Consider the following 25,158-nt stretch of genomic DNA (forward strand, 5'->3'; position numbering starts at 1 on the left):
TAATGCTATGTTTACGTAAAAGTCTGCTGGAACCTAAAAAATAGCAAATTATCCATGAAAATGCTAAAATAACGCGTAATGAGATACGTTTTCATCAAATTAATCCGCTTTTACCAACTGGCAATCTCTCCCTTTCTTGGGTCTAATTGTCGCTATACGCCAACATGCTCGCAATATGGTATCGAGGCCTTTAGCAAATTGCCTTTTCATATCGCCTTTTGGAAAACGACAAAGCGCGTTCTAAGCTGTCACCCATGGGCCAAGGGCGGATATGATCCCGTAACTCCAGACTGTTGTCATAAGGATGGACATAAATGAAGTACTTGGTTTTATTTTTATTTTCACTAGCAACTCTTGCTACAACTTCAATTGATAAATTAAAGAAAGAATTTTTAGATAAAGGTGACGAATTAAGCTATTTTTTAGAATGGGATAGCGGCAAATCAAGATCACTTGATACAAAGAATACATTCATTCCCGCTTCTATTTTCAAGATTTTTTCGGCCTACTATATCCTCGATAAACTAGGAACGGACTACCGATTTAAAACGACCATTGCCTCACGTGGACATATTTCAAATGGCATTCTCAAAGGAGATCTAATCCTAAGTACTTCAGGTGATCCATACTTTCTTACGGCCCAAGCATTTGATCTTGTGGATGCCGTAAAAGCCGCCGGAATAAAAAAGATTGAAGGGAAACTCGTTATTATCAACAACTTTGTCAACTTAAGCCGCATTGGTAACGTGGGCCTTGATGACCAGCCTTATAATCAAAGTATCTCGGGCCTTAATATTAACTTTAACCGCTTCAAGTCTATTGGCCGCGAGAATAAAGAAATTTTTCCTATTCACGATGGTTTCAAAGTAAACAAAGCAACTAAGAAACTAGGGCCAGGAGAAGGCTTTCGTCATCAGAGTAATAGTAAAAAAGAAGAATGGATCTATTCAAAAACAGATAACTACTTCCTAGAGGTTCCTTTAAGAAACTCACTACTTTTTAATGCCCACTACTTTAACAACCACCTAAAAACGGCAGGAATTGAAACTAGCGGTATTGCTTTTGAAAAGAAATTTACCAAGTCAAAAATTTTAAATTCAATTTACTCTGTTTCATCACTAGACATGGTGAAGTTATCTCTTGAGTACTCAAATAACCTCTTTATCGAAACCTTAGTTTTAAAGGCAACAAAGAAAGATAACCTGAAAGATGCTGCCCAGAAAATGGTTAAGGATTTAAAACTACCTGTGAAAGGTAACGTCACAAATAGCTCTGGCCTAAGCGTTGACATCGAAATGCTAGCACAGGACATCGTAAATTTTATCAACAAAAATGCTTATAAGAAATTTGGCAATCACTACTTTGTAAACCTACTTTCAATCACTGGTCACAGTGGCTCTCTTCACCGTAAGTACTTAACGAAAGCAGGGTTTGAGAAGTATCGTTACAAAACGGGGAGTCTTGATTACGTCTACAATATTTGCGGAAGAAGCTTTGAAGCAGACCCTGTAACATTTTGTATTATGATCAATAACCCTAAAAAACGTCAATTGCTGATGAGAGAGAATTCCCTAAAGAATGAGAAACTTCGTCAAGATGCTAAAGCATGGAGACGCTCTAAGGAGCGCTTTAGTGAGTTATTAATGTATGAGTTAAATTAAAACTTGAATACTTTACGACAACAAGGCATATCTTTTATTTTTATTAAAAGACTCATCATCATATCTTTTGAAATATGTGAGGTCTTCGTCATAATTACCCGGTGATCGTATTCTTGGTCATAATGTTCTGAAATAATAAGCTTATCTTTAAATTGGCTATTATTATCAAAGAAGAGATTTAAATAGGACTCAGTAACAATGGCAATATCACCCCTACCTTTAAGAATGCTGAGAATATTTCCCTCGTGCGAATTGGTATAAGTCAACTTTGCATTAAAGTCCTTTTTTATTTCATAATCGAGAAAGCCATAGTGATAGCCATCAAATAATAGTATCGTTTTCTTCTCTAGTTGCTTTAGGTAGCTTTGATTTCTATCTCTCTTTAATGCGATAAACTTTTCACCACCTAGTGAAAAAGGAGGTGTCATCACATAATTAATCTTACGCTCACTCCAACCCCACTTAGGACTTTCAAAGAAAATCATATCAAAACGATTTGATGTAAAGTCACGGTAGCGACGTCTTGCTGATGTTTCAACAATTTTAAAACGATACTTGTCTTGAACTTTATTAAGCTCTTGAATCATTTCCAGTAGAATACCACTTTTTGCACCATTCTTCTTCATGTAAAAGGGAGGAAAGTGATAGGCACCCACAAGGATATCCGTTGTCGCAAAGATTGAAATTGAAAATGTGAAGGCAATAAGAGTCTTAATGAAGATGTTCACTCATAGCTCCACTATATTTTGGTAGTGAAATAATGAATTTTGTATTCTCTGACTTAGGGTCATACTTTAAATAACCGTCGTTATTTAACATCATTTCATACGATAAGCTTAATCCCAGACCAGTTCCCTTATTAACATCTTTTGTCGTATAAAAAGGTTCCATAATTCGACTTTCAATACGAGGATCGATTCCGTTTCCACTATCGATAACTTCAATAAAAAGATTTTCAAAATCTTGCTTGATAACAACATTTATATGACGTTCTTCAAGGTCTTCAATTGCGTCAATTGAATTATTAATTAAGTTAACAAGAACCTGACTGATCTGCGTCTTATTTGCATAAATAAGGTTTCCTTGAGGACTCTTATCATAATGAAAACTTAGGCCAATTTCTTTTTCGGCCAAGCGACCTTTACAAATCGCTAAGACAATTGACTCAAGCTCCTCACATCGAATTACTGTTTTCAAGTCTTTTTGCCCATCACGAGACATGGTCGACATACTTTTTACAATTTCAGTGATTCGATCTGCCGCGACTTCAACTTTCTCAAGAATATACTCGCATTTTTCGCCGCTTACACATTTCTTTAGACGATTAAGATTACCTAAGATTACAAATAGAGGATTATTAATTTCATGAGCAATTCCAGCTGCCATTTGCCCCAAGGCCGCAAGTCTTTCAGACTCATGACTTCTTTCTCTTTGCTCATATAACTCTTGTGTGCGTTTACTAACAGTAGCTTCAAGTTCCACATTGTATTGCTTTAACTTCTCATCTCTTAGAATAATTTCTTTTAGAGTTTTATTTAAAGTTTTTGCAAAGAAAGATAGTTCATTTAATGCAAATTTTTCACGGATTGGTCGGAAGTCTCCACTAGCAATAAGACTTGTTCGATTAACAAAGTGCTTAAGAGGACTAAAAAATAAGTAATAATAGGCAAACGAAGTAACAATTAAAGATAAGATGAGACCAGAAGCAAACCACATTCCAATCATTTTCATGATATTGTGGACATAAACAGCATTTAAACGATTGGAAAATATAATCTCAACATTTCCAATATTCTTGCCCTCATATGAAACATCAAAGTTTTCGATAATAATTTCAGGATGAACATATTTAGGAGCTGGAGCTTCAACAAGAGAGATATGACTTAATAGATTACCATTCTCATCTTTTACAGTAATGGATGTTACAGTTTGATCACTAGAGTTTACAAATACATTTGAAATTTTTTGAATATACTCTCTGTTTAAGTTCCAAATAGGAAGCTTAAGAGAGTCTACGATTTGTCTAGAAATGATTTCTCGATCATTTTCAAAACGCACCTTTTCTTGATTACTATGAATGTGATAAGCAGCAATCCCTAAGACAAAAAAGCTTAAAGTAAGTACTACCCCCATAACAATCGGAATAATAAATGAAAAGCGAGCTGGTGTTTTGTCCATGCCCTATATCTACTTGCGTTATTTAGATTTAGCAAGCAGTTTGTAAATAGAAATAGTTTTTAAAGAATGAGTCTATACTAATACCTAAAGTAATATCAATAACTTAGAAAGAAGTCGAGATCATCCACAGTCCTACTGCAACGAGTAAAAAACTAAAGAAGTACTGGGCCTTCTTTCCACCAAGGACATGGGCCAAGCGATTACCCATAAAGAACCACAGTAAATGAGCGCTGGCTCCGCCAAAAAATATGACCGCACTAAAAAGTGTAAGAAAGAGTTTACCTTCATTTAAAAATGGTGAGTAAACACTGATTGTGAAAACTAAGAACTTCGGATTGAGGGCCTGAAAAATTGCTCCCTCCAAAAACGAAGGACCTTTCGAATTTTCTTCTTCGTTATTAACCTTTACTTCCTTCACATTCGTAAGACTTTTGTAGGCCATATAGAAAAGGTATAAAGCGCCAAAGATTGGTAAGTATGTCATGATCTTCTCATGCTTCATGATGAAATCAGTCGCACCATAGAGACAGATCAGAAGACCTGAGATTGTCGAAAGCCAAAGCCCAAGAATAAAAGGTAGTGTTTTCTTAAAACTATAAGTTCCACCAAGTCCGGCCAAGGTAACATTTGCAGGCCCAGGAGAATAACAAAGAGGTGCAACGATAAAGAAGAAACTAGTTAATATTTTTGTAATCATAAATTAAGTATCCATTGGGTCGACATCGATCTTTACGGAGAAAGAATAGTCGATCTTATTTTGGGCGCGAAAAATCTGCAAGACCTGATTGAGCTCTCCCCCATTCTTACACATCAAAGACATACTCCACGTGAACATATTCGCACGTCTTTCAATCATGGCAGGAGTTGGGCCCCAGACCTGGCCATCGATGCCAAGTTGATCCATAAGGCCACGTAGCTTGTGGATTTCGCTAGAGAGATTCGCAATGATCTTGTCACGATCTCTACCTGAAACATGAATATTGGCCATCTTCGTATAAGGAGGAAAAAGTCCAAACTCACGTGTTGTTAACTCAAAATCATAAAAGCCAGAAAAGCTATGTGATTTGATAAAGTCAAACATTGTATTATCAGGAAGCATCGTTTGAATCGCAACCTTAGCGTGATTTGAATAGCGTCCCGCTCGTCCTAGAATCTGGACAATCATCTGATAAGCTTTTTCCATGGCCCTAAAGTCAGGAAAATTTAACATTGAATCTGTTCCCAAGATCAGAACTAGGTTTACCTTCTTAAAGTTATGGCCCTTTGAAAGCATTTGAGTCCCTACAAAGACATCAATCTCACCTTTGTGAAAGCGGCCAAGCTTATCTTCTAGCTTCTCAAGATTTGTAATCTCATCGCGATCAAATCTTTCAATTTTCTTAGTCGGAAAAAAGTCTTGTAAGACTTCTTGTAATCTTTCTGTTCCAAAACCTTTTTGCAGAAGATTCATATTGCCACACTCAGGACAAATCTCAGGTCGTGGGATTTGATAATCAGAATGTGAACTTGAAAGAATATTTTTATTCTTAAAATATCTTAGAGGAACACCTGTATTTGGATCTTCAAATTTATAACCACAACCACGGCATTGGAGATAGTTAGAAAAACCAAGACGGTTTACAAAAACCAGTACTTGCTCTTTTCGATCTAAGGCTTCACTAATCATATCAATTGACTTCTTTTCAAAAGGCCAAATTGATAATGCATCCATATCTTTCTTAGCACCGTGTGAGCGTGAGTCTAATAACTCAATATCTGGAAAACCACCGGCAACCCTTTTTTCAAGCGAGAAGTAATTCTCTGGCTTAAGCTTTGAAAAAGTATAGTAGTTTTCAAGCGAAGGTGTTGCACTTCCAAGAACAACTGGAGCATTAAAAAGCTGTGCTTTCTTAATGGCAACATCACGCCCATTATAAGGACAGCGATCTGTTTGCTTAAATGAGCTATCGTGCTCTTCATCAACTATAACAAGACCTAGATTTTCAACAGGTAGGAAAACACTTGAACGCACTCCCATTAAAAGAACTGGTCGATCTGATTTTTTTAAGAACTTCCAAATAGCATTCTTGTGAGAAGGTGTTACTCCAGAGTGGTAAGGAAGAATTGGGCAGTCTAAATATTTTTTAAACGTCTCCATAAACTGAGGCGTTAAGTTAATTTCAGGAAGTAGGAAGAGAACACTCTTTCCTTTCTTTAAGACATTCTTAATCAAGTGAAGATAGATTAAAGTTTTACCGGAGCCAGTAACACCATGAACGAGAAAGCGATCAAAACCAAGATCTAGTTTTGCATTGATACTTTCATAAACCGGTTTTTGTAATGGCGATAGCTCGTGTTCAAAGTCTTGGTTATCACCAAACTGAGTTTCAACTTCTCGTGGGCGTTTTAAAATTTTCGGTAAACAATCCCAAGCAAGACGTCCTAAATTATAGTGGTAGTAGCGAGACATCCAATCGTAGAGCTTCATTTCACTCTCTGATAAAGCAAACTCAGGAGCTAGGACTTCATTGATTGGTTTTAACTTGTACTTAGTTATTGTCTCTTCTAATTCCTTTTGCGAGATCGTAAACGGCACAACAACACCCTTGGCCTTTCTTCGACCGAGAGGGACTTCCACGAGGGTACCAACAGGAATTTCCTCTCCTAAGGTCTTATATGTAAGAACACTTGGAAGTTTTGGATAATCAACCGCGACTTGGCAATAATGTTGAGCGTTTAGTGTATTAACGTCTTGCATAAGAATTTAAAATAAAAAGTAAGTGTAAAACCTACACTATCATCATACAATAAGTATATGATTACATGGAATGTTGATCCAGAAATTTTTAGAATCGGACCGATCGCTGTTCGTTATTATTCACTAATGTTTATCGTTGGTTTCTTTATTGGTGAGCGCTATTGTCGCCGCTATCTTATTAAAGAAAAAAACTTTACGACAGACGAAGTTAGCTCACTTTTAAATTATATGATCGTAGGCTGTGTTGTAGGCGCACGTTTAGGTCACTGTCTCTTTTATGAGCCAGGCTATTACTTAAGTAATCCACTTGAGATTCTCTATGTATGGAAAGGTGGACTAGCAAGCCACGGAGGCTTTCTTGGTGTAATTGTTTCTATTTATGCCTTCAAGAAAAGAGTTAAAGATGTTCCTCTGATGTGGCTTCTTGATCTCGTTGCGGCCCCGGCCCTTATGACTGGTGGATTTATTAGACTTGGAAATCTCATGAACTCTGAGATCTTTGGACACCCAACAAATCTTCCATGGGCGTTTAAATTTGTTCGCGCAGATAATATTGCTCGCCACCCTACTCAGCTCTATGAAGCACTCGGCTTCTTTGCCATTTCTGGACTTGTGTACTACCTCTATTCGAAGTTTCACAATAAATGGCAATCTGGACGCTTCCTAGGAATTATCTTTATTGGAGGATTCTCTTGGCGCTTCTTTGTGGAATTCTTTAAAGAAAACCAAGTGGCATTTGAACAAGGTATGGCCCTTAATATGGGACAAATCCTAAGTATCCCACTTATTATTGTTGGGATTATCTTAGTTCTTTATAAGCCTGTGACTAAAGGTTAAGTCCAAGCTCTAGACCTGTTCCAAATTCTTTATTCTCATTTGCGTGAATATAGTGCACGAATGGCTTAATTCGTACTTTTTCATATATTGTAAAAAGTGGATAGAATTGGCCATAGACTCCAGAGCAGGCCTTAAAATTTGCACGTGTTGTCTCACAATTAGTTGAGCCATACTTATCGGCACTTGAAAACATATAACCACCACGTAGCCCTAATGAAACCTGTAAAACTTCATCAGACCAGCTAAGCATCGTTTTCTCGATTCCAATATTGGGAATAAAGACATTGTCATCATCCTTAGATTCTTGGAAGTCCATAACAGAATTTAACATAAACCCTACACTCCAACGCCAACTCTTTATTCCACGAGAATAGTCATCAATTGCATGAGAATATGAGATTTCAGCAAGTGTCCCCAAGTCAATAGAGAAGTATGAATCATAAGGAATATAATAGATCGAATCGAGGTATGCTTTTGATCCAAGTTTCGCGACAAATTTCTCCGTAGCATTTAACTTGTCAGTATAGGACTCGATTGAAGTATGAAGTTTGTTTATCACTAAATAAGGCGCATCACTTCGATTAATCCTCTTCTCTGTCTTATGTAGTTCGTTAAAAAGAAAACTTTCATCCTTAAGCTTTCTTAAAGTATATTGAGTAACATTCTCATTTTCTTTGAATTTAAAATCTTCATAGCGACTTTCAAATAAGCGACTCTTTTTTAACGACTCTTTTCTATGACATAGTTTTAGCTCTAGTCCTTGCTCACAATTTTCAATAACCTTTGCAACAGAGACCCTAAGAATTGTCTTTAAATTCTTATTCAATTTATCAAGACAAATATGATCAAAATCCTTTGATTCAACAACATCCACAATACAGGCTTCATCTTGATCAAATTGTATTCGAGTTGGCATCTTAAAATTTTGTCCAGAGTGATTCTTTGCTATATAGTCACTTGTAAACTTTTTGGAATCAGCATAACCGACTAAGAAATCATAACGTCTAAAATCTTCTTCAAAGAAACCAAAGAAAGCGTACATAGGAGAAGAGGCCAATGGCAGAGAGACCGTTGAACTCATGGAATTAGAGAAGCTTGGTGATTCATAAAATGCGATCGTTTCACGAGAACGGGCCGTACCAATAAAGCTGTCAAAAATATCGAGGACGTATTTTGCAACTTCTTTACCATTACCTTGAAATTCTCGTGTTTCATAAAGTAAGTGTTCATCACTTGGATCAATAATAAGAAGTAAATTATCCTTAGCGACTCTGTGCCTAGATACTTTATTAACGATTGTTAATGGAATATTATTAAACATTCCACCATCAATAAAAGTCCTCTTCGTTATCGATTTCTTTGGACAAGACTTTTTTCTTTTAAAGTCTTCATACTTACAATACTCAATATCAACAGGTTTAAAGGCCAATGGGAAGGCCCCAGATGCTTCAATAACTTGTAGTAGTTTCGTTAAATTATCATTTTGATTCTTAGTAAACGGTAAGTAAATTTGTCTCGTGGAATTAGTGGCAATCGGATAATTTTCAATAATAGGAGGCTTCCCTTCACCACGTCCACGAATGCGAAAGATGGCCTCATTTAGCATTTGAGGAAACTTTCTACCACCCTTATAAACCTCAATAATCTCAGGTTTCTTTTGAGTTAGAGTGATCCCAAAAACAATGTCGATATCATCTCGTAATCCTTCATTCCAAATTTGACGTGCATCTTGGTACATTGCCTGAATTGGTTTTTTTGATAAGAAATTCGTCATCGACATTTGCTTATCATCAGCTAAGCGATCGATTCCCAAAGGGACCCACAGTCGCCAAAAGAGAGAATCTTTGACAATATGCTCTCCCCCGTGAACTCTCCCGGCCTCAAGAAAAGTAATCAGAGCATTCATACTACCGGCCGATGCTCCTGCATAAATTTGCGGAGTACGCTGAGCTTGGTAGTTTAATTTTTCAAATTCAGTTAGGTAACTTAAAAATCCGCCCTCATAAGAGCCAAGGGAGACACCACCACTTACGACAAGGGCAGTACTGACTTGTTTTGCGAAAGGTTGAAAACAAAAGAGGAAGCTCAATAGTAGGATAAAACGATTCATTCTAGTATTGTATTTGCTTCCTCTATTTGTGCCAAGTAAAGCTTAAGCTTACTTGCAATATGATAGGTCTAAATCATTCAAATTTTTGTAAATGCTTGGACTAAATGCTTTGTCCCAAAGATCTTGGCCGGCCATTTTATCAAGGGCCATATCAGTTAGCTTTAAATTCTTATTATAAGCAAATGAATTCGCAAGAGCACCAATTAGAGAACCACCCTGCCCTTCGACAGCGTCTCCATAACAGCTCATATCATCTTTGATATAGTCGTAAATATCGATCATACGCTCTTTACCCATACTATCTGCTGAGTAGTACTTAAGTTCTCCACCTTCAATTACTGTGAATTTTTCGATTAGGCGATCAACCATCTCTTGTGAAAGCTCTTTGCAAAGCCTCTTCTTCTTACTCTTAGATCCATTTACGTGAAGGTCAGCAATCACTTCATTTGTGGCCTTAACAAAGCAGTCCACAAATTGCTTAGAATTAATTTGGGCCATCGAGCTTGATGACAAAAGTACTAAAGCTGTTGAAATTACTAGATTTTTCATGAAAATCTCTCCTCGTGTTAATTGCGTATATAAATAAAATTACCACAAGGAGAGAATATAAAGGTCTTTTAAGAAACAATTACAATTGGTGTTCGGCCATTAGACACGAACTGACCACGTCACTTCGTCACCGCTTTCTTGGAAGTCAATTCCTAGAGCGTTTAATTCGTCACGTGCCGCATCCGCTGCATCCCAATCTTTAGAAGCACGTGCATCGGCACGCTTTGCTAGAAGTTCATTAACTTTTTCAAGAGCAATGCCCTTTCTTCTGACTTGAACTTCTTTGATCTCAGATAAGAATTGTTCTGGGTCCATGGCAAAAAGAGCACTCATCTTTCCATACTTAGCAATCCATTCAGTGAATGCAATTGCCGTTGGAGCTGAGTTTACATCTTTTGCTTTCTTCTCAAGATTTAATGTATTGAATGTTTTTACTGCTTCATAAATGGCAGACATCATCTCACTTGTATTGAAATCATCATTACATGCTTTCTCAATTTTAGCGTCAAGGCGCTTAAAATCTTCAGCAAGCTTCTTGTTAACTTTCGCACTCTCATTTGTTTCAAAAGTAGCTGCATGTTTTGCAACTTGAAGGGCGCGGTAAACACGAATCGCTCCACCAAAGGCCTGATCAATTTTTTCATCAGTCACATCAAGCATTGAACGGTAGTGAGTTGAAAGCATGATATATTTTAAAATCTCTGGGTGATACTCATCCATGAAGGCACGAGCAGTGATGATATTCCCAAGGGACTTACTCATCTTCTCTCCACTCATATTGATGAAGTTATTATGCATCCAGTAGTTTACGTATTTACAAGAATTACATCCTACACCTTGAGCAATTTCGTTTTCATGGTGTGGGAAAATTAAATCAATTCCACCACCGTGAATATCAATTGATTTTCCAAGAATCGACTTAATCATAGCAGAACACTCAATGTGCCAACCTGGACGACCTTTGCCCCATGGAGAATCCCAAGACGGCTCACCTGCTTTGGCAGGCTTCCAAAGAACAAAGTCCTTTGGGTCTTTTTTGCGCTCGTCAACTTCGACTCGCTCTCCCGAATTAAGTTCGTCTAGATTTACTCCCGACAACTCTCCGTAAGAATCAAGCTTCGTTGTTTCATAGAAAACTTCACCATCAACAACATAGGCCATACCATTATCAATAATACCTTGAACGTATTCAATAATCTCTGGAATAAAGTCTGTTACTTTTGGATTATGCGTATGTGGACGAAGCCCTAAGCGGCCAAAATCTTCTTGGAAATATTTAATATAGCGCTCAGAAATTTCAAGTGAATCAACACCCTCTTCATTGGCCTTATTAATGATCTTGTCATCAACATCAGTGTAATTATATACGAAGTTTACATCGTAACCGATATGCTCCATCCAATTTCTTGCGAAGTTAAAAAAGATAGGTCCACGGAAATTTCCAATATGAAGCGGTCCATAAACTGTTGGGCCACAAAGATAAAGCTTAACTTTGCCTTCTTCTAATGGCGTAAAAGTTTCTTTCTTCTTTGTTAAAGTATTGTAAACTACTAGTGACACTATCAACTCCTCTATTTTTTTATGCAGATAGAATAACCGAAAAAGGGAAAACTGTCATGACTTTCGACCTAATCATCAAAAACGGCACTCTACACTCTTCACAAAAAAGCTGGCAAGAAGATATCGGAATAAAGGACGCTAAGATAGTAAAATTAGCTAAATTTAATGATGATGAGTTAAATAATGCAGGGAAAGTCATTGACGCACAGGGACTCGATATTCTGCCAGGACTTATCGACTCACAGGTCCACTTTCGCGAACCTGGGTTAACTCACAAAGAAGACATTGCCCACGGCTCTAAAGCAGCAGTGCTTGGCGGAATCTGCACCTTCTTTGAAATGCCAAATACAAAGCCAGCAACAACAAGTGTTGAGGCAACCCAAGTTAAAGTTGATATTGCCCGTGAGACTTCGTATGCAAATTTTGGCTTCTTTATTGGAGCAAGTGGAAAGAATTTAGATGAGCTTGTGAAGTCACAAGATATGGTTGGATGCTCTGGAGTTAAGATCTTTCTTGGAAGTTCTACTGGCGATCTACTCTTATACGATACTGACAAATTAGTTGAGATCTTCAAGACCTTAGACTGCCATATTTCAGTGCATAGCGAGAGTGAGGAAAGGCTTCATGCCAATGTTGCCATTAGAGATAATGCCAATGGAGATGTACACGCACATTATAAATGGCGTGATGCTCAGACGGCCCTTGAGTCGACAAAGATGATTATCGAGGTGGCAAAAAAAGCAGGGCGCAAGGTTCACATCCTTCACCTGACAACAAAAGATGAAATCGAATTTTTAAAGGATCAAAAAGAGCATTGTACAATCGAGGTCACTCCTCAGCACCTGACTCTCTTTGCTCCAGATATCTATGACAAGATCGGAACACTTGCGCAAATGAATCCACCAATCCGCACAAAGGATCACACAAATGGACTTTGGGAAGGTTTAAAAGCTGGTGTGATTGATGTCTTTGGAAGTGATCACGCCCCTCACACTCTTGAAGAAAAGGATCAACCATATCCAGCATCTCCTTCGGGAATGCCAGGAGTGCAAACGATGCTGCCAGTAATGCTAACTCACGTTGAAGCAGGTCGATTGACACTAGAAGATATTGTTAAATATCTAGCAGAAAACCCGGCCAAGCTTTTCAAGCTTAATAAAGGATTTATTCAAGAAGGAATTGATGCCGACTTAACAATCCTTGATATGAACAAGCGCTTTACTATTAAAAACGCAGACCAAGCATCCAAAGTTGGCTGGACTCCATTTGATGGAATGGAAGTTCAAGGAACACCGACTTATACAATTGTCAGCGGACAAGTTGCCATGGATCACGGTAAGGCCATTAAGGTTCAGGCCAAACCGATTGTGCGAGGAAAGTAGAATGCGCTATCGAAGTAAGCTCGATACTCTAACGTCACTTATTTTACTCTTACCAGTGATGAGTTCAATCTTTCGTCTTACTTCAGTATTCCTTGCTTCCTACACTATTAATTGGAGCGAGATTTACTTTCTCTTGTTTTATATGTGCATACTTATCTTTCTCTATATCAGTATTTACTATGAAATAACGAAAGACACATTAATCGTTTCAAACCTCTTTCTAAAAACTCATCTACCAATTAGCACCATAAAGAAAGTTTCGAAAACGAGAACCTTTCTTTCTGCACCAGCACTATCTCTTGATCGAATAAAAATCGAATGCCATAAGAAATCGATAGTCATCTCTCCGGAGCGACGCGAACAATTTCTTTCAAAACTCAGTGAGATTAATCCTCAAATAAAAATCACTTTAAATAAGTGAAATATTCACTTTCTCGTACGCTTTAAGAATTTTAATTAGTATTTAAATCGACTAAAAAGATGAAGTCCTACTATATCTCTTTGTCTCCAAAGAAGGAGACCCTTACCTAAGGAGAGGTCATGGAGGACTTCATAAGGGTGATAACTTTGATCATACTTATATTAGAATTTGTTGTTCTAATTTTAAGTTGGTCAAAGTAATCTTTGGGGGCGAAGTGACAGCTTCGTCCCACCTTATGAATTTTAGCATAAATCCTATTAATAATTCACTTAATTTCTAATCGGTACGTCGATACTTTTGGCACTTTCAGTTACTTAGAAAATTAAATCTGTCTTTTTTTATATTTTTATTTGAATTCTTTTCCAATTCGATATTATTTTTAAGTTTCCAAGATGAATATAGACATTTCTTTGGAATTTGGGTGAATATTATTATTTTTATTGTCTAAGTTCTTGATAGTGCCAAAAGTATCGTCGTACCAGACTTTCAACCAAATCTTAACAATTTATCACTACCTCCTTGACTCCGTACCATGGTACAGAGTGTATATTATGAGCATGAATGAAAAACTAACGATTGGAAAATTGGCCGATACCTCTGGGGTTAATCTTGAAACGATTCGATTTTATGAACGAAAAGGGATTCTCGTCCAACCTAAAAAGCAAGGAGCCTTTAGGCACTACCCTAATGAGTACATCACTAGAATCAAGTTTATTAAAAGATCACAAGAGTTAGGATTCACACTTAGTGAAACAAAAGAACTTTTAGACCTTAAGATAAAAAATCACGCTAAATGCAGTGACGTCCTATCAAGAACAGAAGCCAAAATTAATGAAATTAACGAAAAAATAAAAGACCTAAAAAAAATGAAGAAGTCTCTTGAGGGTCTCGCCACTTGCTGTGTTGATGAAAGTCAGCCTCTAAGTGACTGCCCTATTCTAGATAGCTTCTTCACTAAGAAGGAAAGAAAATGAAAAAGAATATCCTCTTTCTATGCACTGGTAATTCTTGTCGTTCCCAAATGGCCGAAGGCTGGGGCAAGGCCTTAAAAGGCGACAAGTATAACTTCTATTCGGCCGGGACAAAGAAGCATGGCCTCAATCCTTATGCCATCAAAGTGATGAAAGAAGCCGGTGTCGATATTTCAAATCATGAATCAAATACGACGGACGAAATTGATGCCCAAATAGATATTGTCATCACAGTTTGTTCTGATGCCAATGAGAATTGTCCCTACTTTCCAGATGGCAAGATCATTCACATCGGATTTGATGACCCTCCTCGCATCACAAAAGACCTTAATGACGAAGAAGAAATTCTTCAAGTCTATCGCCGTGTGAGAGATGAAATAAAAGAGATGATTATTAATTTAGAAGAGAGATTATAAGATGGGATTTTTTGAGCGCTATTTAAGTATTTGGGTCACAATCTGTATTGTAGCTGGAATCGTTTTAGGCAAGGTTCTTGGAACATCAATCACTGTTATAAGTGAGATGAATATAGCAACGGTCAATATCCCTGTTGCAATTCTTGTGTGGCTTATGATTTTTCCGATGATGGTACAAATCGACTTTAATTCCATCGCAGATGTTGGAAAGAACCCAAAAGGCCTAAGCCTTACTGTTATCATCAATTGGCTTATTAAGCCTTTTACCATGGCCTTCTTTGCTTGGTTATTCTTCTCAAAGATTTACGCTGCCTACTTAAGTCCAGAGCTCGCACAAGAATATATCGCAGGCGCCATTCTTTTGGGAGCCGCACCTTGTACGGCGATGGTCTTTGTTTGGTCATATCTTACAAAGGGTGATCCGGAGTACACACTTGTTCAAGTCGCCATCAATGACTTAATTCTCCTTGTGGCCTTCATCCCTATTGTTCAGTTCTTACTAGGCGTAACAAGTATTTCGATCCCATACGACACTCTTATAAGCTCCGTTGTCATCTTTGTGGTGATCCCACTTATTGCAGGCTATATCGCAAATAAAGTCTTAATTAAAAAATTTGGAATGAAATGGTTTAGTGAAGTCTTTATGGCAAGACTAAAGCCAATTTCAATCGTGGCCCTTCTTACAACTCTTGTTCTTCTCTTTGCCTTCCAAGGGGAGAAGATTTTAGCTAATCCACTACATATCCTACTAATAGCAATTCCTCTAACAATACAAACTTACTTCATCTTCTTTGTTAGCTGGGGAATTGGTCGCAAGATGTGCTTACCACATAATATTTTATCACCTGGTTCAATGATTGGCGCCAGTAACTTCTTTGAGCTTGCCGTGGCCGTTGCCATTGCTCTTTTTGGTCTTAACTCAGGTGCGGCCCTAACAACGGTGGTGGGTGTCCTTATCGAAGTGCCTGTCATGCTAAGTTTAGTTAAGATTGCAAATAAATGGAGATACTAATGAAATATTTAGAAAGCGAAAAATTCAACTTAAAAACGCAAAAGATAAAGTCATTAGAGCATAAACCAAGAATCCTTATGCTCTATGGATCATTAAGAGAGCGCTCATACTCAAGACTTCTTGCTGAAGAAGCTGGCCGTATTCTTGAGCATATGGGAGCAGAAGTTAAGTTCTTCAATCCCGATGGCCTACCGACATATGACTACGATCGTTCTGTAGAGCATCCAAAAGTAAAGGAGCTAAGAGAGCTAAGCCTATGGTCAGAAGGGCAAGTTTGGACATCCCCTGAGCTTCACGGAAATATGTCTGGGCTACTTAAAACTCAAATTGATTGGATTCCTCTTTCAATCGGTGCTGTTCGCCCAACTCAAGGAAGAACACTTGCAGTTATGCAAGTCAGCGGAGGCTCTCAAAGTTTTAATGCAGCTAATAGCATGCGAGTCCTTGGACGCTGGATGCGCATGATAACAATTCCAAATCAATCTTCAGTGGCCAAGGCCTATCAAGAATTTGAAGAAGACGGTTCAATGAAGGAATCAAGTTTTCGCGACCGTGTCGTCGATGTGATGGAAGAGCTTATGCGCTTTACCTACCTAACACGTGATCATGCAGACTTCTTGGTTGATCGCTATAGTGAACGTAAGTAATAGTCTTACGTTCATTTCATTCAAGAAATAAAACATCAATTTTTTCGTCATTTAATTACATAGAAAAATTACTTTAATTATAAAGATGAAGTCCACCTATTTCTCTGCTTCCAACGAAGGAAGCTCTCTTGTAGAAAAGGAGAAGTTATGGAGGACTTCATAAGGGTGATTACTTTAATCATACTCGTTTTAGAATTTGTGATTCTAATTTTGAGCTGGTCAAAGTGATCTTTGGGGGCGAAGCTGCAACTTCGTCCCACCTTATGAATATTATCATAAATCCTGTTCGTAATTCACTTATTTTCTGATGGCCACATCAACACTTCGCAATTTCAACAACTTAAAAAAGTACCCCTTTGATAATCACCTTCACTTCTTGTAGATCAAGGTTATCAAAATTTGTCGTATTCACGATAACGCTCTTACAATTTAGATCTAACTTTTCAATTTTGCCTTTTGAGAGTGAGACCTTAAACTCATCAAAATTCAAATGGTCCTGATGCCCTGGGTGTCTTTTCCCAGACAAGGCCCTTGTCCTAAAACGTTCAAATAAGACGTTGCCATCACACTCACAATAGATAGTAAGCACTTTTGCATTATATTTGGAAATAAAGTCTCTTAATATTGGAGAATCAAATTTATTCGAGAAGTTACTCTCCACGAGCAAGCTTTTAGAGGCCTTAAGTTGTGCTTCAATAAAAGAATATAGAATTGGATAACTTGCTTTTCCAAGCTCTCTTGACCATGCTCTATCCTTAACACCTAAGCTATCAAATAGGCTTTCTTTGATTGTATCTTTTCCTATCAATGGCAATGAGAACTCCTTTGCGAGTTCAATTGAAATAGTCGTCTTACCTGATGCAGGAAGGCCAGATATGATAATTAGAAGAGGACTACTCATTTTAATTCTCAAAAAGCTTAGCACTTCCTACAAGCTTTCCATCGTCATAGTAATTAGCATTCTTCATTCCATACTTTGTCACAAAGTGAAGAAAAGAATTATCGACAATTTTCACAACGAATGACCCATCTTCACCTTGCAGGAAGTTTCGATTTCCACCAGTTCCACGTGAGTGAGAGTAATTCTTTCCGTTCTCGTCATATAAGAGAATTTCCGACTGCCCATCAGTCCCCTTCCCATCATCAGAGGCAAAGTAATCGACATTTAATACCAAGCGATGCTTTTGACCTTTATACTTACCGTCAAAGAAGTGGATGACACCTGAATATGATCCATTAAGTTTATTAAACTCTTTTGCATCATTAATGACTTTTGATTTTGCCAAGAAAACAGTAGGCTCCTTTATAGGAGGGAAACTTAAGAATCGCTTATTCTCATTAATCTTTCGCTTTTCTTCTCTATTCTGAGTTTGTCTCTCTTGTCGCTTCTTCCAACGAGATTCGGCATCCTCATCACTTTGTACTTTTTTCGCAAGCTTCTCTTTTATCGAATTACGAGCAATGAAGTCAGACGGATCTTTCATAATCTCATTTACTTCGTCTTTATCTACTTTTATTTTTTCAAGTCCTAGTGCCGCAAGAAATAAAGTAAAGGCCTGCGCTAAGGCTTCATCCCCTGCTTTATCAATAACAGGAATTTCTTTGACCACTTCAACTTTTTTTTCTTTAATTACTTCGACTTCTTTAATTTGAATTTCAGGATTTGGTGTTTGAGATTTTCCAATAAAAAAACCAACCGTAAGGCTGGCGATGACAGCAATAATTAATGTGTACTTCACTTAATCTTCCTTAATTGAATTAGTTCAGTATGTGGAGTGTTTCCTCTGTTCCATAGGTGCAGTTCTCACAAGTCACCTCTTCATGGATATAGAGGTTGTCGTGATCGGCCAAATGAGTCACAGTGAACTTGGCCCCACATTTAGGGCAACACTCAATCTGTTTTTTGACGTCCTCAATCTCACCAAAGTATCTGATGAAATTTTCGACTCTTAGGGATCTTTCCTTCATATCAAGCTCCTCGTCACATTCCATTTTACCTTATTTAAAAAAAATAAGCTTATTAAATGAGGTTATTTCCCAGAAATCAATAACTTACGTTCATAAAGAACCTATACAAGTAGTGTATAGCCTTATAATTACTACGGAGTTCGTTTGCCAAAAGTGCTTGAACACGTTAAAACGTGCTATTATTAATGAAACCAAGGGTTGGACCACACCTACCTCTGTATAAGGAACAAAAGGACTCACATGAAAAATATTGAAGCACTTAGAAATAGCCGCGAAGATATCCTTAATTGCCAAATCAAAGATGAAACAGGTTTAAATGACTTTCAAAAGACAGCTAATGAAGTTCATATCGCCATTCCAAAAGTTGGTATTGAGAGATTTCGCATCCCTTTAAATTTTGAACACAGAGACGGAACTGTTAGATCAACAGATGCACAAGCTTCTATGTTCGTATTTTTAGAAGCACACAAGACAGGTGCAAATATGTCTCGCTTCTGTAATATCCTTCAGGCCGAAGGACTAGAAAAGAATGTTAACAATCAATTCTTTGCAACAGTATTAAGAAGATACCGTACGGATCTTCGTGATTACGATACTGAGCCACTAATTCCACAGGCCCACCTAACTCTAGACTTTAACTACCCTGTTAAACAACAGTCACTAAAGTCAGGAAACTGGGGATGGCAATACTATAAAGTATCAATGGAAGGTGTTGAAGGACGCGATGGTATTCCTCTAATCAACCTAACAATGGAATACGAATACTCATCAACTTGTCCATGTTCTCTTTCAATGTCGAAGCAGTACGAAGAGCAGTATAGAAATGGAGAGACAACTGAAGGAAGTGGTATTGCTTCTGCTCACTCTCAAAGATCTGTTGCAACAATCACTGCAACTTATAAGGCAGAGTCTAATTTCCATCTTGAAGATCTAGTTGATCTTATGAGAATTGCTCTTCCAACAGAAACTCAATCTCTAGTTAAGAGACTTGATGAGCAGGCATTCGCTATTCTTAATGGTGATAACCCAATGTTCGTTGAGCACTCAACAAGACGTATCTCAGAGGTTTTAAACTCTGCTGAAGAGATTCTAGACTGGCAAGCTAAGGTTGAACACTTAGAAAGTCTTCACAGCCACAATGCTGTTGGATACATCAGAAAAGAAAATCCAAAAATTTAATCAAGTATAAAGGCCTCTTATTTAGAGGCCTTGTTGTTTAAAAAAAATTAAACTTTTTTTAAAAATAGTATTGACAAGTGAGAGTGAAATCCTTATTCTAACTCCACTTCAAATCGGAGGGCGATTAGCTCAGCTGGGAGAGCGCTACCCTTACAAGGTAGATGTCGGCAGTTCGATCCTGTCATCGCCCACCACTTTTTTTGTGGTACACATTCAAAAGAAAAAAAATCGGAACTCTAAAGAGTTCTTTTTTTTTGTCTAAAATCTACCTTCTTTAAAATCAACTTCGTTAAAATTAATTCTTCAATATTACTCTGTATTAATAATACTTTTATTAATTAAGACTCTCAATACAATCCATTTGTCTCGTTTCAAACCAATTTGTCCTGAAGAACTTGTCACAATTGGACAATGTCGAACGAATTAGCACTCAAACAGAGAAAAAATTTACGGCCTATTTCAACTAGATTAATTTTTCCTCATCAAAACAACTAAAAAATATAGAAATTGATAAATCAATTTTTGATAACAAAACAAACCGGAGGAATTTATGAAAAAAATTATCGCACTTGCTGCTGCACTACTAAGCGTTTCATCTTTTGCACTATCTGCAAATGATTCATGGGATACAATCAGAGCTGAAGTTAAAGCTAATCACAAGCTTCAAATCACTTCTGGTTACTCTGTATTCGTTGGACGTATCGTTTCAGCATTTGATGTATGTGTTGAAGGTGAAAACTTTGTAACTCTTAGCCAATACCCAATTTACGAAAGAAAGTGGATCGGTGGAAGCCGTGATGGTGACAGATACGAAGATATCGTTGTTGGTTACGAAACACTAACTTTCCCAATCTCAAGAGAAGTAACAAGAAAAGTTTGTCACGGTAAAGAAGACAGAAACTGTAAAACAGTAACAGAAATGGAAACTCAACCAGTTGTTAGAGATATCACAGTTTCAGAAGTTACTCGTCGTGGTGGACGTGATCACGATGACAAAGTTGAAGTACTTTTCGCTAAGTCATTCGAAATCCCAGCTTGTAACTAATATCAAGTACATATAAAAGTTGAGGCCGAGTTTATGCTCGGCCTTTTCTTTTTCTACTGTCATCTTTACCTCGATGACAGCTAAAATCCTCCACTTTACTGCCGTTGTCACAGAAAAAATAAATATCCTTTGTGTTTTTTAGACATCTTCTTTCGTCAAAAATATAACCTCTACATCAAAACAACTTAATTAAATAAAGGCTTCAAACTAAAACTGAATGTCTAATAAACCGGAGGAATTTATGAAAAAAATTATCGCACTTGCTGCTGCACTACTAAGCGTTTCATCTTTTGCACTATCTGCAAACGACTCATGGGACACAATCAAAGCTGAAGTTGCTGCTGATTACGATCTATCACTTTCTGGAACAACTGTATTTGTTGGTCGTCCAGTAAGCTCATTTGACGTATGTCTAGATGGTGACCAATTTGTTACTACTAGAGAATTCCCAATCTACGAAATCGTTAAAGTTGGAAAGACTCACCCAGAAGCTGACGAAGATGGATATGCATCAGTAATCGTTGGTTACGAAATCCTTTCTTTCCCAACTACTTATACTTCATACAAGCAAGTATGTAACAGCCAAGACAAAAACTGTAAAAGAGTTGCTTATACAGTTAACCAAGACCTTACTAAGAACGTATCTGTAAAAGAAGTTGTTAGAAGAAACGTTGGTAAGAACGATCGTACAATTGAAAAGACTCTTTTCAAGAAAGAATACGTAATCCCAGCTTGTAACTAATAAATTCAATAGCTTAAGTATTTCCCTAAGGTACTTAAGCTATACTTTTTATAGTATGAGTAGATAACGGCATCTACTCATGCTATTCAAGCCATCTATGGATAAAATGAACACTCCCCAACTATCTCAAACACCCCTCGGGCCGATTGAGCAAGTAAGCTTAGACCTAGCAAAAAAGCTAGATGAGTATAAGAGCGTAAAAATTGGGGTAAGACTTTTATCTGAGAAAACAGGAGTTAGTGAAAGAACACTTTATCGAATCCTGGCCAAAGAGAATAAGCCTACATATCAAACACTTTATAAAATCTATCGAGTCATTTTTAATACAAGTAACGAGTCTCTACTCCTAGAACTTGTCCCAGAAGTCATTCGAAATGAAATAAAGAAGTGCAATCCAAATAAGATCTCAGAAAAGATACAATATCATCAAGATATCGAAACTCAGATGAGCTACGATCGTACCTTTGCAGAGATTTACATCCTAGCGGCCTGTGCACCTATAACTAACGAATTAATCCAATATCGTTACGGAATGAGTGGCATGCTAACGGTGGAAAAGATGATTGAAATGAAGGCCCTTAGAGTCACGAAAAGTGGTCACTATACCCTTGGAGAGAACCAAGCTAATTTTAGTGCTAAGACCTTAAAACGTCTGGGCCTATCACTTGTTGAAAAATATAGTAAGGTACAAAATGCTGAGTCATATGGTGAAAATATCATCGCCTTTTTTGCTGAAGGTCTAAGTGAAGAAGCCTATGACCGCTGGCTACAAGTAGATGCAAAAGCATTTGAAGAAAAAATTGCAATAGCAAATGAAGACAAATCAAAAGGAACAAAGAGGGCCTTTACCTTTATGGTAACGGACACTTTGAATGAGAAATAAAATGAAGAATAAGATAAAGAAATTAATCGCTATAGTTTCGACTCTTTCAATTTATGCGGGAGTTGGAGGCGTTTCAGGTGGCCCTAAGCCAACTAAAGACGACTTCTCGAAGCTTGGGCCTCAAACCTCTTGGCAAAAAATTCTCGATGTAGCTAAGAGAAATAACGACGTTAAACTTGAGGGTCGTACAGTTTTTGTTTCAAGACCAGTAAGCGTTTTTGATACTTGTATTGATGGCGACACATTAAGAACAACAAGAAAGTTTCCTAAGTATAAACGAATGTACGTTGGAAAAACACATTTCGGAACTGATGAAGACGGATATAAAGATGTTTTAATCGGAAATGAATACTTAAGCTATCCGATTAACTACACAACTCGCGACAAGGTATGTAATAACCATGGGAAGCGCTGCCGTGAAGTTAAGAAAGATGTATCAACAGAGACAATTAAAAACGTAAAAGTTAAGAAAGTCGTTGTTTATAAGCCAAATAGCGATCGACCAAGAGAGGTCGAACAAGACTATTTCAGAAAGGAATATATCATTCCATACTGCCAATAAAATTCAGATTAAATAAATAAGAGGGCCGCATTAGCGGCCCTTCTTGTTTTATGAGAGATTGATAAACCTCAATGTATTTGTCCATTTGTCATGACAAATCCCATTAAAATGGACAATGTCGAACAAAAAAACCTATCTACTTGCAAAAATTTGTCACCTCATATCAATCAAATTAATTTCATTTCATCAAAACAACTTAAAAAATATTGAAATTGATAAATCAATTTTTTGATAACAAACAATTTGGAGGAAATTATGAAAAAAATTATCGCACTTGCTGCTGCACTACTAAGCGTTTCATCTTTTGCACTATCTGCAAACGATTCATGGGATACAATCAGAGCTGAAGTTAAAGCTAACCCAAGCCTAGAAATCTCTTCAGGATACTCAGTATTTGTTGGTCGTATCGTTACTGCATTTGACGTATGTGTTGATGGTGACAACTTCAATACTCTAGGTCAATACCCAATCTACGAAAGAAAGTGGATCGGTGGAAGCAAAGAAGGTGACAGATACGAAGATATCGTAGTTGGTTATGAGTACCTAACATTCCCTATCTCAAGAGAAGTAACAAGAAAAATCTGTTTTGGTAAAGAAGACAGAAACTGTAGAACAGTAACAAAAATGGAAACTCAACCAGTTGTTAGAGATATCACTGTTTCAAAGATCACTCGTGTTGCTGGTCGTGACAAAGATGACAAAAAAGTTGAACTTTTCGCAAAAACTTTCGAAATCCCAGCTTGTAACTAATTATAAGCTAGGGCCTAGGTAAGCGCCTTTCCCTAAGGGGCGCTTGCTTTAATAAACGAATGGCCGAGGCACTGCTTCGGCCTTTGTAATTTTTACTGCTTAAATGAATAAAATTATGAAAAGTGGTAAGATCGCCAAAACTACTGAGGCACAATGAGAGAAGAAAACTCCAATATAATCAATGAGTTGCAAGAGAAGGCCATTCCTTCACTAGGACTCAAGGAGCAAGTTGCTCTAGATTTAAGATCACATCTAAAGCAATTTAGAAGTGAATCTATTGGTCTTCGTAAGCTTTCAGAAAAGTCCGGTATTCACCAAAGAACGCTAAAGCGTCTATTAGCTCAAGAAAATAGGCCAGGTTATCAAACTCTTGTAAGACTATATACTTGCTTAATTGATAGCCCAAATGGTGGCCTCCTTTTAAAGAACCTTCCTGAAAAAGTAGCAAGTGAAATTCAAAAGAAATCTCCTGTTTCAACAGCTGGAAATCTTGAATATTGCGAAGAAGCTAATAAGGAAATGTTCTACGATAAGGTTTTTGCAGAGATTTACTGTCTTGCTTCAATGTCCCCTATTACGAATGAATATATTCAATATCGTTATGGAATGAGTGGAGCAGAAACTGCTGATCGCATGCTAGATCTTGGCGTACTTAAGCTAACTAAGACAAATATGTACACAACTGGTGACAAACAAATTGAGTTTTCTCCAAAACTTGTCAAAAGACTTGGACTTAACTTAGTTGAAAAATATGTAAAAACTCAAGATGTTGATCTGGCCGAAAAAAACCTAATTGCATTCTATGCAGAAGGACTAAGTCCAGAAGGCTATCGAGCATGGCTTAAAATTGACCAAGAAGCATTTTACAAAAAGATTGAAGTAACTAAAAAAGAAGGCATGTTAGGTGATATTAAAACATTCACATTCATGGCCACTGACACAATGAGAAAGGAATAAGGTTTTATAATGAAATCAATAATTGCAATTTTATTTCTTGGATTTGCATTAAACACGATCGCAGGAACAGGTGGGATTAGTGCATTAACGAGAAATAATGGTGGCGTTGATGCCGGTACTGGTGGAATTGTCGGTGGTGTCGATGATCTCACAGAATTAAAGCAGTACGACTGGAAGACGATTAGAAAGTATGTGAAGAAGAACTACGATCTTAATCTATATGGCGATATTGCCTTTGTTGGAAGAAATATTTCTGTATTTGATGTCTGTATTAATAATGACAAGATCCAATCAATTTCTGAATATCCAGTATATAAAAGAGTTTGGCTTGGGGGAAGTAAAGAGAGTGAACGCTACAAGGATATTATCGTTGGTTCAGAAATTCTTTCTTATCCTCTTGAAGTAGAAAAAGAAGAAAAGGTTTGCTACGGAAGAAAGGATAGAAATTGTCGAATGGTGAAAACAGTATATCGACAAAATCCAACTCCGGAGATCGCACTTAAAAAAGAAGTTAGCCGCAACGGAAGACGTGGTGGCAGAGAATACAAAGAGATATTCACAAAAAAATATGATATCCCTTATTGTCGATAG

At 37.3% G+C, this 25,158-nt stretch carries 27 protein-coding genes and 1 tRNA gene; 18 read left to right on the forward strand and 10 right to left on the reverse strand.

The window, feature by feature from the left end:
* Nucleotides 1-78 precede the first annotated feature (78 nt).
* A complete protein-coding gene (gene yidD / locus ABMA78_RS02995) occupies nucleotides 79-318 on the forward strand; it encodes a membrane protein insertion efficiency factor YidD (protein ID WP_392856910.1) in 240 nt (79 codons plus the stop codon).
* Nucleotides 315-1,661, forward strand: a complete 1,347-nt coding sequence (locus ABMA78_RS03000) for a D-alanyl-D-alanine carboxypeptidase (protein ID WP_392856912.1) — start codon at nucleotides 315-317, stop codon at nucleotides 1,659-1,661. Before yidD ends, ABMA78_RS03000 begins: the two co-directional genes overlap by 4 nt.
* On the opposite strand, the gene ABMA78_RS03005 is transcribed toward ABMA78_RS03000, so the two are convergent.
* From ABMA78_RS03005 to priA, 4 genes are all read right to left on the reverse strand, one after another.
* Nucleotides 1,658-2,389, reverse strand: coding sequence for a substrate-binding periplasmic protein (locus tag ABMA78_RS03005; protein WP_392856914.1), 732 nt, complete (start codon nucleotides 2,387-2,389; stop codon nucleotides 1,658-1,660). The genes ABMA78_RS03000 and ABMA78_RS03005 overlap by 4 nt on opposite strands.
* Nucleotides 2,373-3,839, reverse strand: a complete 1,467-nt coding sequence (locus ABMA78_RS03010) for a sensor histidine kinase (RefSeq protein WP_392856916.1) — start codon at nucleotides 3,837-3,839, stop codon at nucleotides 2,373-2,375. Before ABMA78_RS03010 ends, ABMA78_RS03005 begins: the two co-directional genes overlap by 17 nt.
* A gap of 103 nt (nucleotides 3,840-3,942) precedes the next feature.
* The gene (locus ABMA78_RS03015; protein WP_392856917.1) at nucleotides 3,943-4,536 is read right to left on the reverse strand and encodes a LysE family translocator; all 594 of its coding nucleotides are present in this window, start codon (nucleotides 4,534-4,536) and stop codon (nucleotides 3,943-3,945) included.
* A gap of 3 nt (nucleotides 4,537-4,539) precedes the next feature.
* Nucleotides 4,540-6,576 (reverse strand): primosomal protein N', encoded by a 2,037-nt coding sequence (gene priA / locus ABMA78_RS03020; RefSeq protein WP_392856919.1) that lies wholly within the window; start codon nucleotides 6,574-6,576, stop codon nucleotides 4,540-4,542.
* Nucleotides 6,577-6,633: 57 nt separating this feature from the next.
* On the opposite strand from priA, the gene lgt reads away from it, so the two are divergent.
* A complete protein-coding gene (lgt, locus tag ABMA78_RS03025) occupies nucleotides 6,634-7,413 on the forward strand; it encodes a prolipoprotein diacylglyceryl transferase (protein WP_392856921.1) in 780 nt (259 codons plus the stop codon).
* Here lgt and ABMA78_RS03030 read toward each other — a convergent pair.
* The 3 genes from ABMA78_RS03030 to cysS form a co-directional block, all read right to left on the reverse strand.
* On the reverse strand, nucleotides 7,403-9,523 hold the full coding sequence (locus tag ABMA78_RS03030; protein ID WP_392856922.1) for a patatin-like phospholipase family protein: 2,121 nt from the start codon (nucleotides 9,521-9,523) through the stop codon (nucleotides 7,403-7,405). The genes lgt and ABMA78_RS03030 overlap by 11 nt on opposite strands.
* 48 nt (nucleotides 9,524-9,571) lie before the next feature.
* Nucleotides 9,572-10,072 carry a hypothetical protein gene (locus tag ABMA78_RS03035; protein WP_392856925.1) on the reverse strand — a complete coding sequence of 167 codons (501 nt, stop codon included), beginning with the start codon at nucleotides 10,070-10,072 and terminating at the stop codon, nucleotides 9,572-9,574.
* Nucleotides 10,073-10,171: 99 nt separating this feature from the next.
* Nucleotides 10,172-11,632 (reverse strand): cysteine--tRNA ligase, encoded by a 1,461-nt coding sequence (gene cysS / locus ABMA78_RS03040; RefSeq protein WP_392856927.1) that lies wholly within the window; start codon nucleotides 11,630-11,632, stop codon nucleotides 10,172-10,174.
* Between the two features lie 56 nt (nucleotides 11,633-11,688).
* On the opposite strand from cysS, the gene ABMA78_RS03045 reads away from it, so the two are divergent.
* The 6 genes from ABMA78_RS03045 to arsH all read left to right on the forward strand — a co-directional run bounded on the left by ABMA78_RS03045 (nucleotide 11,689) and on the right by arsH (nucleotide 16,481).
* Nucleotides 11,689-13,014, forward strand: a complete 1,326-nt coding sequence (locus tag ABMA78_RS03045) for a dihydroorotase (RefSeq protein WP_392856929.1) — start codon at nucleotides 11,689-11,691, stop codon at nucleotides 13,012-13,014.
* Between the two features lies 1 nt (nucleotide 13,015).
* On the forward strand, nucleotides 13,016-13,435 hold the full coding sequence (locus ABMA78_RS03050; protein WP_392856930.1) for a PH domain-containing protein: 420 nt from the start codon (nucleotides 13,016-13,018) through the stop codon (nucleotides 13,433-13,435).
* A 557-nt stretch (nucleotides 13,436-13,992) separates the two neighbouring features.
* Nucleotides 13,993-14,409, forward strand: a complete 417-nt coding sequence (locus ABMA78_RS03055; RefSeq protein ID WP_392856933.1) for a MerR family DNA-binding protein — start codon at nucleotides 13,993-13,995, stop codon at nucleotides 14,407-14,409.
* Nucleotides 14,406-14,822, forward strand: a complete 417-nt coding sequence (locus ABMA78_RS03060; RefSeq protein WP_392856935.1) for an arsenate reductase ArsC — start codon at nucleotides 14,406-14,408, stop codon at nucleotides 14,820-14,822. Before ABMA78_RS03055 ends, ABMA78_RS03060 begins: the two co-directional genes overlap by 4 nt.
* Nucleotide 14,823: 1 nt before the next feature.
* On the forward strand, nucleotides 14,824-15,834 hold the full coding sequence (arsB, locus tag ABMA78_RS03065; RefSeq protein ID WP_392856937.1) for an ACR3 family arsenite efflux transporter: 1,011 nt from the start codon (nucleotides 14,824-14,826) through the stop codon (nucleotides 15,832-15,834).
* Nucleotides 15,834-16,481, forward strand: coding sequence for an arsenical resistance protein ArsH (gene arsH, locus ABMA78_RS03070; RefSeq protein ID WP_392856940.1), 648 nt, complete (start codon nucleotides 15,834-15,836; stop codon nucleotides 16,479-16,481). Before arsB ends, arsH begins: the two co-directional genes overlap by 1 nt.
* 340 nt (nucleotides 16,482-16,821) lie before the next feature.
* Here the strand turns inward: arsH and ABMA78_RS03075 are convergent, their stop codons facing one another.
* The 3 genes from ABMA78_RS03075 to ABMA78_RS03085 are packed head-to-tail and all read right to left on the reverse strand — an operon-like array spanning nucleotide 16,822 to nucleotide 18,449.
* Nucleotides 16,822-17,382 (reverse strand): AAA family ATPase, encoded by a 561-nt coding sequence (locus ABMA78_RS03075; protein ID WP_392856943.1) that lies wholly within the window; start codon nucleotides 17,380-17,382, stop codon nucleotides 16,822-16,824.
* 1 nt (nucleotide 17,383) lies between these two features.
* A complete protein-coding gene (locus tag ABMA78_RS03080; protein WP_392856945.1) occupies nucleotides 17,384-18,220 on the reverse strand; it encodes a hypothetical protein in 837 nt (278 codons plus the stop codon).
* A 19-nt stretch (nucleotides 18,221-18,239) separates the two neighbouring features.
* Nucleotides 18,240-18,449 (reverse strand): hypothetical protein, encoded by a 210-nt coding sequence (locus ABMA78_RS03085; RefSeq protein WP_021266029.1) that lies wholly within the window; start codon nucleotides 18,447-18,449, stop codon nucleotides 18,240-18,242.
* 240 nt (nucleotides 18,450-18,689) lie between these two features.
* On the opposite strand from ABMA78_RS03085, the gene folE2 reads away from it, so the two are divergent.
* The 9 genes from folE2 (at nucleotide 18,690) to ABMA78_RS03130 (ending at nucleotide 25,158) form a co-directional block, all read left to right on the forward strand.
* Nucleotides 18,690-19,628: a GTP cyclohydrolase FolE2 gene (gene folE2 / locus ABMA78_RS03090; RefSeq protein ID WP_021265930.1), complete on the forward strand. Its 939-nt coding sequence runs from the start codon at nucleotides 18,690-18,692 to the stop codon at nucleotides 19,626-19,628.
* 118 nt (nucleotides 19,629-19,746) lie between these two features.
* A tRNA-Val gene (locus ABMA78_RS03095) sits at nucleotides 19,747-19,822 on the forward strand.
* A gap of 356 nt (nucleotides 19,823-20,178) precedes the next feature.
* On the forward strand, nucleotides 20,179-20,673 hold the full coding sequence (locus ABMA78_RS03100; RefSeq protein WP_392856949.1) for a hypothetical protein: 495 nt from the start codon (nucleotides 20,179-20,181) through the stop codon (nucleotides 20,671-20,673).
* A 241-nt stretch (nucleotides 20,674-20,914) separates the two neighbouring features.
* Nucleotides 20,915-21,415, forward strand: a complete 501-nt coding sequence (locus ABMA78_RS03105) for a hypothetical protein (protein ID WP_392856951.1) — start codon at nucleotides 20,915-20,917, stop codon at nucleotides 21,413-21,415.
* 97 nt (nucleotides 21,416-21,512) lie between these two features.
* Nucleotides 21,513-22,298, forward strand: a complete 786-nt coding sequence (locus tag ABMA78_RS03110) for a helix-turn-helix domain-containing protein (protein ID WP_392856953.1) — start codon at nucleotides 21,513-21,515, stop codon at nucleotides 22,296-22,298.
* Between the two features lies 1 nt (nucleotide 22,299).
* Nucleotides 22,300-22,860, forward strand: coding sequence for a hypothetical protein (locus tag ABMA78_RS03115; protein ID WP_392856955.1), 561 nt, complete (start codon nucleotides 22,300-22,302; stop codon nucleotides 22,858-22,860).
* A gap of 255 nt (nucleotides 22,861-23,115) precedes the next feature.
* Nucleotides 23,116-23,610: a hypothetical protein gene (locus tag ABMA78_RS03120; protein WP_392856956.1), complete on the forward strand. Its 495-nt coding sequence runs from the start codon at nucleotides 23,116-23,118 to the stop codon at nucleotides 23,608-23,610.
* A 153-nt stretch (nucleotides 23,611-23,763) separates the two neighbouring features.
* Nucleotides 23,764-24,567, forward strand: a complete 804-nt coding sequence (locus tag ABMA78_RS03125) for a hypothetical protein (RefSeq protein WP_392856958.1) — start codon at nucleotides 23,764-23,766, stop codon at nucleotides 24,565-24,567.
* A gap of 9 nt (nucleotides 24,568-24,576) precedes the next feature.
* Entirely contained in the window at nucleotides 24,577-25,158 is a 582-nt protein-coding gene (locus ABMA78_RS03130; protein ID WP_392856960.1) for a hypothetical protein, read from the forward strand.

It is taken from the genome of Halobacteriovorax sp. RZ-2, assembly GCF_043196685.1.
Classification (GTDB): domain Bacteria; phylum Bdellovibrionota; class Bacteriovoracia; order Bacteriovoracales; family Bacteriovoracaceae; genus Halobacteriovorax_A.